Raw genomic sequence first — 13,778 nt, forward strand, 5'->3', positions numbered from 1 at the left:
TTGTATCTGCTTAGTTTTAATTATCCCATTAAAGATATACTTTACTTACTTTAATATTTACCTTTCCATTGTATTGATAAGCCTTTGCATTTATTTTTATAAAGCTTTTTCTTTAAAATTTGAGTCTGATAAGTGGAAGACAACCTTAGTATTGCTAATCACCTTTGATTTAATTTTAATTATAATTCCTAACAATTCTATATTGGCATACTTAAACTTAAAATACAACAGATGGAGCCCAAATTTACAAAAGTAGGATTTTAAGGGTTCCCCAAAAGACAATCAGGTATTTTCGGCCATTATTGATACTGAAATTCTATATAAAGTAAACAAAGCTTATAACTATCCTGCAGGGGCCGTAATCTCCATTATGGATCCTTATAATTCATATGTATTGGAGCAACCTCAAAATATAGGTCCTACCTTAAGGAATTTGGCTGAAAAATATTTATTAAAGCACGAACAAACTCACTTTGACATCACTGAATTTTTTGCTAAAAAGATTAATGAAAAACTAGCTTCTAAATGGTTTTTAAATGAGCAGGAAGCATCCTATATAATAGAACAAGCTACAAAAGAAAATAACAAAACGCATTTACTATATGATTCTTTAACGAACCATGGCAGGGATACTGTTCAACAATCAAAATGGTCACGGGAATACAGAGAAAAATTAAAAATAAATTAACACCACCTAACCACACCTATACGGCAGCTTCGCCACCGCAAAGCTTAATCCGTTAGCGGTCAGCTTAGGACGACACCCACCATGACAATGAAAACAACAGTTGAAGACAAACTTGACAGAATCGCCGACATATAGAATTGTAAGCTTGCCCAAAAATAGAACTGTTTAGAAAGAGAAAACCTCTTAACTTAGAACAGTGTTTATGAAAAGGAAAACCTTCCCAACAAATAGCCCAAATCTTCAAAGAATTTGAGGAAGGCAAAAGTGCGGCGGAAATTAGCCGGGAACACATGGTGTGAGCCAAGGGGCTTTTTACAAATGGCGGCCACGTTACAACGGCATAGATGCCACCGAACTCACCCGGCTCAAAGAACAGGAAGAAGAGAACCGCCGGCTGAAAGCCACGTCTGCGGGTCTGAAAAAAAGCTTTAAAGCCCTGCCAAAAGCGACAGCTAGTGGATGAGGTGTACCAACAACCTCAAGCCAGCATTAACAGAGGTGCCGGGTGTTAAACTTAAGTAAGTCGGTGTATTATTATCAAGCACAGAAAGAGGATCAGGTGGTGGAAGAGGCTCTACGGCAGAAAGCCGAGCAACATCCTCGAGAAGGCTTCTGGAAAGCTTTTAGGCGGTTGCGCCAAGAAGGACAGCCGTGGAATCATAAACGGGTACATCGGCTCTACACCGCCCTGGGTTTAAACCTGCGGCGCAAAGCCAAAAAGCGATTACCGGCGCGTATTCAACAGCCTTTACAGGTGCCGAAAGAGATAAACCATACTTGGTCGATTGACTTCATGAGTGATGCCCTAATGAACGGGAGAAAGTTCCGTTCTTTTCATGTGCTGGATGATTATAACCGGGAAGCGCTGCATATCGAGGTAGATTTTTCCCTAAAGAGCAACCGGGTAGTTTGGGTGCTCAATCATTTAATCCAGCGCCGGGAAAAACCAAAACGCATCCGGAGGGATAATAGACCCGAGTTTATCGCCAGTTTAATGCCGGAATGGAGCCAGATACAGGGCATTGAATTTGCGTATATCCAACCCGGCAAGCCGACCCAAAATGCTTTTGTAGAACGGTTTAATGGTACTTTCCGCCGGCATGTACTGGATGCTTACTTGTTGGACAACCTCCAGGAAGTCCGGGAAATTACTTCTACTTGGTTAGAGGATTACAACCATAAACGACCCCATGATGCTGTAGCTGGAATGGCACCCAGTGAGTACGCCAGAAAAAAACAAGTGGAATATGTATTAACCGCTTAACCAAATTTTATACTTTTACCCAGTTCTAAAAACGGAGAGCCGACACCGGCAGAATGAATTAGAAATCTTTGCCGCTATTACCTATTCATTGAGCTATCATCTTGGATAGTGCCTAGATAAAGTTTTTTAAAAGCAAAAGAGGAATATGATAGGTTCTCGAATCTGCTTCGAGACTTAAAACATCAAAGCTTATCTTCCTATTTTTTTCCGGGCAGAACGTACACCTTACTCAAAAAAGATGGATCCCAAAAAGAAACCGACAACACGGGTTCTAGCAACTTGATGTGAAATAGACTCCTATCTGGTAACTCGCTACTATTCGGGCTTATTTTAACTTTTACAAATAAGCCAGAATAGGTTTTAATTACGATTTTATTTGGGTATGAAATTTCTAACACCCGCCAACCATTTTCATTTATCAGGGTGTTGACTGATGGGTATTTCCCACCGAACAAGTTTTCGTGTGCTCAAATTGGGCATTCCACTCGCATACGGAATTCAATATTGGTAAAAGCGCTAGACCTTTCGCCGTTAAAGAATATTCTACCCGTGGCGGCAGTTCGCTAAACGATTCCCGGAGCAAAATACCATCTTCTTCTAATTCCTTTAATTGCTCGGTTAATACCTTTCGGGTAATTAAAGGTATTAACGCATTTAATTGCCCAAAACGGATTTTTCGGTTATTTATATTATGAATAATAATTGGTTTCCATTTGCTGCCCAGAGTAGCCATGGCCCTCGTCATGGAACAGCTTACTCCTGAAAATCTCTCGTCTCTCATTTCATCTACTTTATTTTATCTAAACTACGGGTAATTAGTCCTAACAAAATCTACTACGCCAGTCAGAAGCTATACGTTGTTTTTAATACTAGCGTATCCTGCTTTTAACTCCATTGCCTGCCCAAGTAGTTACATTTAGGTAACCACTATTTTTAGTAATTAGTTTCTTTTTGAAACTATTGATAGTATCTTTGGGTAACAAATATAATCAGAATCACTGACAACAAAAATAAAGCAATGGAAATGAGTAAAATAAGTCGGATTAGTAACCAGCCTGGCCTAAGGTCCGATGGTTTAGTTGCCGTCAATCAACCCAGTAATTCTAAAAATATTACCTCCATTCTTACTTACAACTTTAACTATTGTTGTCTATTCTAATCGTTACTCCCGCTCATTAATAAAGCAGTTTTTCAAATCTACTATCATGATTTGCCCATTTTATTAGAGATACCTCACGCTCTCTTAATTTCCCGAATTTTTAATTTTTCGCTGCGGAACCACCTGGTTTTCGGATGCGCATCTATTCTATTTTAACGTAACCTTTCTTACCCCGGTTCTCTGTTTTTCAGGCTTCGGGCTTCACTTGGAGTATTCCTCTTTTATAAATTCAACTGCATGGGGCAGTTGAGAAATAGTACATTTTTCATTTATTCTTTTCAATCATGAAAAAACTTAAAAATTTAAATTATACGTCAGCCAGCTATTTTTTGGGGCTACTAGCTGCTTTTATCTTATCCGCCTGTGGTGCGAAAGAAGTTGCCCAAACACCTCCTCCGGTGCCTTCCTTGCCGGTTATCCGCTTAGAAGCCAATACCGTAACCACTTACCAGGAATATCCGGCTACTATTGAAGGATTAACCAATATCGAAATTCGGCCGCAGGTGAGCGGTTACCTGGAAAAAGTTTATGTAGATGAAGGTGCTCTTGTTACAAAAGGCCAGGCTTTGTTTAAAATAAATGATCTGCCTTATAAAGAACAACTGAACAATGCCCAAGCCGGTTTACATGCCGCGGAAGCCGAATTAATAAAAGCGCAACTGGAAGTAGATAAGTTAGAGCCACTGGTCCAAAATAAAGTGGTATCCGACATTCCGCTTAAAACCGCCAAAGCGGCTTATTCACTGGCCAAAGCCAACGTAGAGCAAGCTGCCGCCGCCGTGGCCACTGCCAAAATAAACCTGGGCTATACCGTCGTAAAAGCGCCAGTCAATGGCTATTTGGGTCGGTTGTTACGGAAACAAGGCAGCTTGGTAGCTCCTACCGACGCGCAGGCTTTAACCGAAGTGTCGGATGTGCACCTGTTACACGTTTATTTCTCCCTCGGCGAAAGAGATTTCAATAATTTTAAAAATCAATATCCCGGCCGGAATTTAAACGAAAAGCTCCGCCTTTTGCCGCCCGTTGATTTAGTACTAACCGACCAAAGTACTTTTGCCAACCAAGGTAAAATTGATATGATTGCTGGTCAGTTTGATAAAAATACCGGCGCAATTACCATCAGAGCCAGTTTCCCCAATCCGGAAGGTTTTCTGCGGTCTGGTAATACCGGTAAAATCCGGTTAAGTCTGAACCACAACAATGCCATTCTGGTACCTACTTCGGCTACCGTTGAAATGCAGGATAAAGTTTTTGTTTTTGCCGTCGGCGACAGCAATAAAGTAACCCGTCAATCTATCCAGATAGCCGGAAAAAGCAACAGCGCTTACCTCGTGAAAGAAGGTTTGAAAACCGGCGACCGGATTGTTTTTAATGGCTTTGACCATTTACAGGAAGGCCAGATTATTCAGCCCGAAAAATTAACCGCAGATAGTTTAAACCGCACCTCTTTTATCAGATAATTAGCATGATTAAAAAATTTATTGACCGACCTGTATTAGCTACTGTAATCTCGGTGATTATGGTGCTACTGGGTATTCTGGGTTTAACCCGTTTACCGCTTCAGCAATTTCCGGAAATAGCGCCGCCCGCGGTTCAGGTAATAGCGAACTACCCGGGGGCCAATGCGGAAACCGTATTACGATCCGTGGCGCCTTCGCTCGAAGAATCGATTAACGGGGTGGAAAACATGACTTACATGAGCTCTACTGCCAGCAACGATGGCTCCCTCATCATCACCGTTTATTTTAAACTGGGCACCGACCCCGACCAGGCGGCCGTGGACGTACAAAACCGGGTATCCCAGGCTACCAGCCAATTACCCGGCGAGGTTATTCAACAAGGCATTACTACTTCCAAACAGCAAAATAGCTTAATTATGGTAATAGATATGTTTTCGGAAGACCCCAACACCTACGACCAGACTTTCCTGGCTAATTACGCGCAAATTAACATTCTTCCGGAAATTAAACGGATTCCGGGCGTGGCCCAATCGATTATATTCGGGGGCAATAAAGATTATTCCATGCGGGTTTGGCTAAATCCGGCGCAAATGGCCGCTTACCAGGTAACGCCCAAAGAAGTAATGGCCGCCATTCAGGATAAAAACCTAGAGGCCGCTCCCGGCAAATTCGGGGAAAGCAGCGCCGAATCTTTTGAGTACGTGATTAAATACAAAGGTAAATTAACCCAAACCAGTCAGTACGAAAATATTGCCATCCGGTCGAATGCCGATGGTTCGGTGTTGCGCCTGAAAGATGTAGCCCGCCTGGAATTTGGTTCTTTTAGTTACGGCAATTTTACCCGGGTAAACGGTAAGCCCGGAATTAACATTGCGGTACAACAATTATCGGGTTCCAACTCCAACGACATCCAGATTGCCGTGGCCAAATTAATGGAAAAAGCCGAAAAGGATTTCCCGAAAAATGTAAAATACCTGACCTTATATAATACCAAAGTTTCATTAGATCTCTCCATTAAGCAAGTACAAATTACCCTAATAGAAGCCTTTATTCTGGTATTTATCGTGGTATTCCTGTTTTTACAAGACTGGCGTTCTACTTTAATTCCAGCTATTGCGGTTCCAGTGGCCATTATTGGTACTTTCTTTTTTATGCAGTTGTTTGGGTTCTCCATTAACCTGCTCACCTTGTTTGCCCTGGTATTGGCCATTGGTATTGTGGTGGACGACGCGATTGTAGTGGTGGAAGCGGTGCACGCCAAAATGGAAGCGAAACACCTGGCGCCGAAAGCGGCTACCGTAGAGGCCATGTCGGAAATAACCGGCGCCATTATTTCGATTACACTGGTGATGGCGGCGGTGTTTGTACCGGTAGGTTTCCTGGAAGGTTCGACGGGCGTTTTTTACCGGCAGTTTGCGTATACCCTGGCCATTGCCATTGTCATATCCGCCGTAAATGCCTTAACGCTTACCCCAGCCCTTACCGCTTTATTTTTACGAAATAACCATTCCGCCGGCATCAACGGGCAAAAGAAAAAAAGCTTTAAAGAAAAGTTTTTTACCGGCTTTAATACGAGCTTTGAGGCTCTTACCCAGCGGTATATTGGCAGCATCAAATTTTTACTTCGTACCAAATGGCTCGCTTTAGGCGGCTTGGTTCTGGTCACGCTTTCTACCGCCTGGATGGTGAACCGGACACCCACCGGCTTTATTCCTTCCGAAGATCAGGGCTTTATTGCTATTTCGCTCACCATGCCTTCCGGCGCTTCTTTAGAGCGTACCACGGCTGTGATGGCGCAGCAGGAGGCCTTATTAAACAAGCTGGAATCTAAAAAATACCTGATGGGTTTGTCGGGTTTTAATATCCTGACTCAGTCTTCCAGTCCTTCGTCCGGCATTGCTTTTATTCTTTTAAAACCCACCGAAGAAAGAGGGAAAGTAAAAGATATTAACGCCATTATGAACGAGGTACGGCAAAAGCTTTCCGCGATAAAAGGAGCCGATTTCTTTGTCTTTACTTTCCCTACCGTGCCGGGATTTAGCAACGTGGATGCCTTGGACGTGGTTCTGCAGGATAAGACCGGCGGCCAACTGGATAAGTTTAGCGGTATTTCCCAGAATTTTATCGGGGAGCTGATGAAACAAAATGAAGTAGCGTTTGCCTTTACGGCTTTTAAAGCCGATTATCCGCAGTTTGAACTGGAAATAGACGAAAAGAAAGCCGACCAGTTAGGCGTTAGCTTAAAAGAAGTTTTGGAAACCATGCAGGTTTATTTTGGTAGCGCCCAGGCTTCGGATTTTAACAGCTTTGGCAAGTATTACCGGGTGTTGGTACAAGCCGATAAAACCAACCGGGCCGATCCTGCTTCTATTGACCAGGTATTTGTCAAAAATAAATTAGGCGACATGGTACCGCTCAATACCTTGGTTAAACTTACCCGGGTGTACGGCTCCGAAAACGTGTCGCGGTATAATTTATTTAATTCCATTCAGATTAATGTTATTCCTAAACCTGGTTTTAGTTCGGGTGATGCCATTAACGCTATCCGGAAAGTAGCCGAAAAACAATTGCCGAATGGGTATACCTTTGAATTTTCCGGCCAAACCCGCGAAGAAATTTCTTCGGGCGGTCAATCGGCGGTGGTGTTTATCTTGTGTCTAATATTTGTTTACTTTTTGCTTTCCGCCCAATACGAGAGTTACTTGTTGCCGCTGTCGGTTATTCTTTCCATTCCCACCGGTATTTTCGGCGTGTTTGTGGCCCTCGGTTTCACCGGCATTGCGAACAATATTTATGTACAGGTAGCCTTAATTATGTTGGTGGGCTTGCTGGCTAAAAATGCCATTCTGATTGTAGAATATGCCTTACAGCGGCGCCACGCCGGTCTTTCTTTAGCCAAAGCCGCCATAGAAGCCAGTCGGTTGCGTTTACGGCCCATTATTATGACGTCCCTGGCTTTTGTGGTGGGATTGATACCCATGATGTTTGCTTCTGGTCCTTCGGCCCAAGGGAACCACTCCATCAGTATCGGGGCCGCGGGCGGTATGTTATCCGGCGTTATCCTGGGTTTATTTATTATTCCGGTATTGTTTGTTTTGTTTCAACACTTGCAGGAAAAAATTACCGGCAAACCCGTGCGTATTTTACCGGACCAAACCAAAGAACATATTCCCCTCAATGCCCTGCAATCGGTACACAATTAATAGTAGAGCTTCACAAAATAAGGAAAAGTCCCCCTTTGGAGGGGGTTGGGGGAGGATTAAAGGTATGGTACGTTCTATTTACGCACCCTAAGATAAAATCTAAAACTCCCCTGCACTTTTCAATCATAGGGCTGATTTTATAAAACATTAAGATAATTAGACATGAAAAAATATATAACTGGTTGGCCCGTCTTGCTGGCCGGACTCTTGTTAACTGCCTGCAAGGTATCGGAAGATACAAATAATTCCCTGGCGCCTTTGCCGGAACACTTCCGGAATGCCCCCACCAATGAAACTGCCAGCATTGCCGATTTGGAATGGAAAAGCTTTTTTACCGAAGCTACTCTACAAAATTTGATTGACAGTGCCATTGCGAAAAACTACGACATGCAAGTGGCAGTTAAGAACATCGAGGCGGCCAATCTGCAACTAAAACAAACGCGCTGGAACTATGTACCGGAGATTAATTTGCAGGTAAGCAGCAGCACTAACCGGCCTTCCGGCAATAGTGTGACCGGCTTAAATCTACGCCAGTTCGACCTGGGTACGAAACACATTAACGATTATACCACCGGCGTTGGCTTTTCGTGGGAAGCGGATATCTGGGGTAAAATCCGGAACCAGCAAAAAAGCGCTTTGGCGACGTACCTGCAAACCCAGGAAGCCCGGAAAGCCATCCAAACCAATATTGTGGCGGCGGTTTCCAAAGGATTTTACAACTTGTTAATGCTGGATGCACAATTAAAAATCGCGCAAAAAAACATTGCCTTAAACGATAGCACTTTGGCGATAATTCGCTTGCAATACCAGGCCGGGCAGGTTACCGCCTTGGCCGTGCAACAAGCCGAAGCCCAGCAACAAGCCGCCACTCAGCTCCTGCCGCAGTTCGAACAGAACATGGCTATTCAGGAGAATTTTTTAAAAATTTTAGCCGGAGAACTGCCGGATAAAGTAGAACGCAGTATAACGCTGGAACAATTAACCTTGCCGGAGGAAATAGCCGCCGGCGTACCTTCGGCTCTGGTTAGTCGCCGGCCCGATGTAAAAAGCAACGAATTAGCTTTAACCATAGCAAACGCCAATCTGGGCATTACCAAAGCCAATATGTACCCGGCATTACGCATTACCGCTAACGGGGGCATTAATTCTTTTAGCAGCAGTAACTGGTTTAACGTTCCGGCCTCTTTATTCGGCGTGGTTTCGGGTAGCGTGTTACAGCCGGTCATGCAGTCCAAAAGATTAAGAACGCAATACGAAATAGCCAAAATAGCCCGAGACAAAGCAGTTATTCAATTCCGGCAAGCCGTATTGGTGGCCGTAGGCGAAACTTCGGATGCCTTGGTAAAAATAGAAAAGCTAAAATCGCAGGAAGCTACCGCCAACCAACGCGTGCAAACCTTACGCCAAGCCACCGCCAACGCCAATATGCTATTTAAAAGTGGCTTGGCTAATTACCTGGAAGTAATTACGGCGCAAAGCAATGTGCTGCAAAGTGAACTTACGCTTGCCGCCATCAAAAGGCAAAGACTAGACGCCGTTACGGATTTGTATGCTGCTCTGGGTGGCGGTTGGAAGTAATTTGAAGGAAAACTATTGTACCAAAAAGCCGGTGTTTTTACTAGTAAAAACACTGGCTTTTTGCATTAATTTAATAAAACCTTATCATTAATCTAAGCCAAGATGACCAATTACATAGGTTAAACGTATATTTTTAATATTTTACGCTTCCTTTAGTAAGTTGTTAAGTAGCTTATTTAGAGAAGTGATTTTTCTATTTTTTCATGGTGTTTATTCAGTTGAAGCTCAGTTGATAAGTACAAAACCCTACCTTACATAAGTTTGAATGATAACTAGTTAAATAATTTAGGTATGCCGAAAGAACTATTTGATCAGTCGCCCTTGCTTCTTCAACTGAAAGAGGCACAATATAGGCTAGAAGAGAAAAATAAGCAACTAGAGTTAATCAACCAGGTGGGTATTATGTTAACCTCGGAGCTGGAACTTGATAAACTGGTTCAGAAAGTTACCGATCTTGCTACCCAAATTAGTAAAGCACAATTTGGGGCTTTATTTTACAAAAAAGTAAATGAACAAGGAGAGGAGCACACGCTTTATACCCTTTCCGGTGCCGATAAGGAAGATTTTACGGGGATGCACGCGCTGCGTAATACGCCTTTGCTGGCTCCCACTTTTAATGGTGAAGGCATTATCCGCTCCGATGATATTACCAAGGACCCCCGTTACGGGCAGAACAAGCCGCATCACGGAATGCCCAAAGGGCACTTACCCCTGAAAAGCTATATGGCCTTGCCGGTTATTTCCCGATCGGGAACGGTATTAGGAGGACTATTTTTTGGTCATATTCAGTCCGGCGTTTTTACCCAATACGAAGAAGAACTGCTGAAAGGTATTGCTGCCCAAGCCGCGGTGGCCATTGATAATGCCCGGTTATTTGAATCAAATTTAGAAGCCGAACAGCGCACAAAGCTCGTGCTAGAGTCTATTCCGCTGTTGGCTTGGACAGCTTTACCAAACGGATATATAAATTACTTTAATAAAAGGTGGTATGAGTATAGCGGCCTGCCGGTGGAACCGACGAAAGGCGAAGAGTGGCAAAGTATTATGCACCCGGATGATTTAGAAAATACGGGGAAGATCTGGCAGCAAGCAATGGATACAGGCGAGACTTTTGAAATAGAAATCCGGCTAAAGCGGGCAGCCGATAATAGCTACCGGTGGCATTTAACCCGGGCTACGGTAGTAAAAGATACGGAGGGTAAAATATTATTTTGGGTAGGTACCTGTACCGATGTCGATGACGTGAAGAAAGCGCAGCAAAGCCTTATCAAAAAGAACGAGGAGTTGAGCCGAATTAACCAGGATCTCGACAACTTTGTCTATACTGCTTCCCATGATCTCAAAACGCCGGTCATTCATATTCAGCAACTTATTCAGGTATTACATGAGCAGGCTCAGTTTCAGACGGCTGATGCGGAAATACTACAGGAGCTGCTGGACAAATCATTAAAACAATTACAGCATACCATTCAGGATTTATCTGAAATCGTGAAAGTGCAAAAGAATCAGGAAGCGGCCGTTGAGAAGTTAGAACTGGCTCAGATAATAGAGGAGGTAAAGGTAAGTTTACAGGTAGCCATATCCGAAACTGACGCTAAAATAATTACCCGACTAGAACAATTGCCCATCCTTCCCTTTAGCCGGGTAAACTTAAAAAGTATTCTTTACAATTTAATCAGCAACGGTTTAAAGTACCGCTCAGCTAAACGAACCCCGGAGATAACAGTAACCAGTAGCCTGCAACCTGGGTATTATAAAGTTAGTGTATCGGACAATGGCCTGGGCATGGACTTGGCGCAACGGGGGCATAAATTATTTCAGATGTTCTCCCGCTTTCATGATCACGTACCGGGCTCCGGGATAGGCTTGTACATTGTTAACCGCATCATCAAAAATAATGGCGGCTATATTGAAGTAGAAAGCAAACTTGACGAAGGAACTACTTTTAACCTGTTCTTTAAACACGGGATAGAAACGGAAGAACTTAATTCGTAATATCCCAAGGTAAAGAGGTAAGACGAAAAGTTGTAAAGTCGAAAAGTTATCTCAAACTCCGGAATTAAAACGGATACCCAATCGCAATATTTAAAATAGCTTTCCTGCTGGGCGAAGGGAAAGGTTTTTCGCCGGGTGCTAACTCTTCTGCTGAGCGTGTTGGGATGCGTAACGGAAAGCCCACATCAAACCGCAATACAATTACTTGAGCATCGATTCGGATACCGGGACCGGCGCCTACGGCTAATTGCTCAAAAAATTTGTTGGCTTGGAATTTAGCCCCCGGCTTTTCGAGTTTACCAGTTGCTTCATCGACTGCTTCGCGGGATAACCAAATATTACCGGCGTCTACAAACAAGGCACCTTTCACGTACGGAAATAAATCTACCCGGTATTCCAGGTTGGCTTCAAAGCGAATATCACCCGTTTGGTCGAAGTAACTGGTATTTGAGGAATCGCGGAAAGTACCAGGGCCTATGGCTCGTGAGCGGAAAGCCCGTAAGCTGTTCGGACCGCCAATAAAAAATTGTTTCACGTAGGGTAAAGCGCGCGAGTTTCCGTACGAAAAGCCAACTCCCGTGAGCAGGCGCATGGCAAGCATACTCCCTTTGGTTAATTTTAAATAATAACGCGTATCTAAGTCCAGGCGGGTATATTGCGAATAGGCTTGGTTAAATAAGGTGCCGCTGTTATTTACTAAACTAAACAAATTACCGGAGGCATCCAGGTTGGCATTAAAATAAAAGTGATTGCGTAAATCGGAACGGGCCTGGTCGTTAAAATTAAAATTATAAATCCCGCCCAGAATAAACTGGTTCTGAAAACTTTGCCTTAAGTAAGCACTGGTATCTAAACGCGCCTGAAATTCGGGCGATACTTTCGCCAGGTTCACGTATTGTAAGTTAATCGGCGTAAATTCGTGGGTAACCGTTGCCCGCGGTTTCCAGATGTAACTGTAACTGGCGTTGTAGCCGGTCATCTGGAAAAAGCCTACCCGGTTCGTGTAATTGGCCCCTAAGCGGAACCGGGTTTTAGGTACAAATTCACTCCGTACATTGCGTAAACCTTTAATCGGGCTAATGATCCGGGGAACGTATAAATCGGCGGTAACGCCAATGCTAAACGAATTTAGGGAGGCATTAGCCGTATTGTTGTCGCTGCCGGTTTGTTGTTCGTCTTTTTTACTACCGCCCACTTGGGTTTCTTGGTTGGCATTTAAACTCAATACTAATAATTCGGCTCCGCGCCCTAGGTTGCGGTGCCGGTAATTTAAATTAATTCCCGGGCCGGTAAAGTTGTTACTTTTACTCACGTATTCGGCCTCGGCGCGTAATGATTGGTTTACTACCGGCGTTAAGCGCATTTCGGCGTTTAAAAGATTGGGTTCGGCATCTACCTCAAAAAATTTTAAATCTACAAACTGAAACGTTCCCAGGCCCATTAACCGGCTCAGGGTAAGCGCATGATCGCGACGGGTGTAAAGCGAATCGGGCATTAAAAATACCGAAGGCAGCATCCGTTTGGCTTTTAAGGTTAATTCGTTGGGGTAATATTTATACCCTTGCACCATAACCGGTGGCGTTTTGGGCGGATTTTCGTAACCTATTCTATAATCGGTAAAAATGGAAATTTCGTTCAGGCGGTAAGCACGTTTGGCCCGGGCGGGAGTTTCGGGCTTTAGTTGCACGTATAAATCAATGGTGCGGTCGTGGCGCGTGCTGTCGGCTTTAAAAATAATGACATCCGGCCCAAAGAAGAAAAAGCCCTGGTTTTTTAGTTCCCCGTCAATGCGGGTACGTTCGGCAATAAGGGTATTTAAATTGTATAGGTCGCCTACTTTCAGCAACGACGTTTTTTGCGTGCCCGCCATGGCTCTGGAAGCTTCGCTGATAGAATCACCGGTAGGGAAATGAATAGATTTAATGCGGTAAGGAGTGCTCACCTGGGCGTGGTAAATAACCCGGGCCATTCGTTCTTTTTCTTCTTTAACCTGGTAAGTAACCCGGGAGCCAAAATAACCATTGTTGTTTAATCGGTTATGCATGAGACTCACCACGTTTTTTACTTTTACCGAATCGAGCAATACTGGTTCCTGACCAAATCTTTTTCTGATCCAGTAAGCAATACCTTTCTTTTTATTCGGGTTGCCAATATTGTTAATCCACAAGCCCGGACGAATGCCGAAGAAAGAAGTATTGGGTTTCGGAACAATAACACTTTCGAGCTCCGGCTCCAGTAGCTTTTTAGTCGGAATAATGGTGTCGGATTTAATTTCTAATTTATGCCCTATGTATAATTTCCGGCCAGGGGGTAGAGTTTTGGTGCTACTGCAGCTGCTCAAAACCAATACAAAACCACCGACTGCCAGAACCAGCATCTGCCGAAAAGAGAATAGACGCAAAAAATAAAATCGTATCATTAAATAAGTAAA

7 protein-coding genes and 1 pseudogene are annotated in these 13,778 nt (G+C 43.6%); 6 read left to right on the forward strand and 2 right to left on the reverse strand.

Annotated elements, in window-relative coordinates:
• The first annotated feature begins 370 nt into the window (after positions 1–370).
• Both AHMF7605_RS21135 and AHMF7605_RS21145 read left to right on the forward strand, forming a co-directional pair.
• Positions 371–688, forward strand: coding sequence for a hypothetical protein (locus AHMF7605_RS21135; protein ID WP_106931999.1), 318 nt, complete (start codon positions 371–373; stop codon positions 686–688).
• Between the two features lie 227 nt (positions 689–915).
• A pseudogene (locus AHMF7605_RS21145) lies at positions 916–1,919 on the forward strand (IS3 family transposase); the annotation flags it as partial.
• Positions 1,920–2,370: 451 nt separating this feature from the next.
• Here the strand turns inward: AHMF7605_RS21145 and AHMF7605_RS21150 are convergent.
• Positions 2,371–2,733 (reverse strand): winged helix-turn-helix transcriptional regulator, encoded by a 363-nt coding sequence (locus AHMF7605_RS21150; protein ID WP_199200284.1) that lies wholly within the window; start codon positions 2,731–2,733, stop codon positions 2,371–2,373.
• Positions 2,734–3,395: 662 nt separating this feature from the next.
• Between AHMF7605_RS21150 and AHMF7605_RS21155 the strand changes: the two genes are divergently transcribed.
• The 4 genes from AHMF7605_RS21155 (at position 3,396) to AHMF7605_RS21170 (ending at position 11,347) form a co-directional block, all read left to right on the forward strand.
• Entirely contained in the window at positions 3,396–4,571 is a 1,176-nt protein-coding gene (locus AHMF7605_RS21155; protein ID WP_106932003.1) for an efflux RND transporter periplasmic adaptor subunit, read from the forward strand.
• Positions 4,572–4,576: 5 nt separating this feature from the next.
• Complete coding sequence (locus tag AHMF7605_RS21160; RefSeq protein ID WP_106932004.1) at positions 4,577–7,774, forward strand: efflux RND transporter permease subunit; 3,198 nt, start codon at positions 4,577–4,579, stop codon at positions 7,772–7,774.
• Positions 7,775–7,936: 162 nt separating this feature from the next.
• The gene (locus tag AHMF7605_RS21165) at positions 7,937–9,352 is read left to right on the forward strand and encodes an efflux transporter outer membrane subunit (RefSeq protein WP_106932005.1); all 1,416 of its coding nucleotides are present in this window, start codon (positions 7,937–7,939) and stop codon (positions 9,350–9,352) included.
• Between the two features lie 291 nt (positions 9,353–9,643).
• Positions 9,644–11,347, forward strand: a complete 1,704-nt coding sequence (locus AHMF7605_RS21170) for an ATP-binding protein (protein ID WP_106932006.1) — start codon at positions 9,644–9,646, stop codon at positions 11,345–11,347.
• Between the two features lie 64 nt (positions 11,348–11,411).
• Here AHMF7605_RS21170 and tamL read toward each other — a convergent pair whose 3' ends face one another.
• Positions 11,412–13,766, reverse strand: coding sequence for a translocation and assembly module lipoprotein TamL (gene tamL / locus AHMF7605_RS21175; protein ID WP_146153638.1), 2,355 nt, complete (start codon positions 13,764–13,766; stop codon positions 11,412–11,414).
• Between the last annotated feature and the right edge of the window lie 12 nt (positions 13,767–13,778).

It is taken from the genome of Adhaeribacter arboris (assembly GCF_003023845.1).
Lineage (GTDB): Bacteria > Bacteroidota > Bacteroidia > Cytophagales > Hymenobacteraceae > Adhaeribacter > Adhaeribacter arboris.

What these genes read in the sequence shown, in the direction of transcription:
- AHMF7605_RS21155 (WP_106932003.1), top strand. Translation starts at nt 3,396, where the DNA reads ATGAAAAAACTTAAAAATTTAAATTATACGTCAGCCAGCTATTTTTTG.
- AHMF7605_RS21170 (WP_106932006.1), top strand. Translation starts at nt 9,644, where the DNA reads ATGCCGAAAGAACTATTTGATCAGTCGCCCTTGCTTCTTCAACTGAAA.
- AHMF7605_RS21150 (WP_199200284.1), bottom strand. Translation starts at nt 2,733, where the DNA reads ATGAGAGACGAGAGATTTTCAGGAGTAAGCTGTTCCATGACGAGGGCC.
- tamL (WP_146153638.1), bottom strand. Translation starts at nt 13,766, where the DNA reads ATGATACGATTTTATTTTTTGCGTCTATTCTCTTTTCGGCAGATGCTG.
- AHMF7605_RS21135 (WP_106931999.1), top strand. Translation starts at nt 371, where the DNA reads ATGGATCCTTATAATTCATATGTATTGGAGCAACCTCAAAATATAGGT.
- AHMF7605_RS21165 (WP_106932005.1), top strand. Translation starts at nt 7,937, where the DNA reads ATGAAAAAATATATAACTGGTTGGCCCGTCTTGCTGGCCGGACTCTTG.
- AHMF7605_RS21160 (WP_106932004.1), top strand. Translation starts at nt 4,577, where the DNA reads ATGATTAAAAAATTTATTGACCGACCTGTATTAGCTACTGTAATCTCG.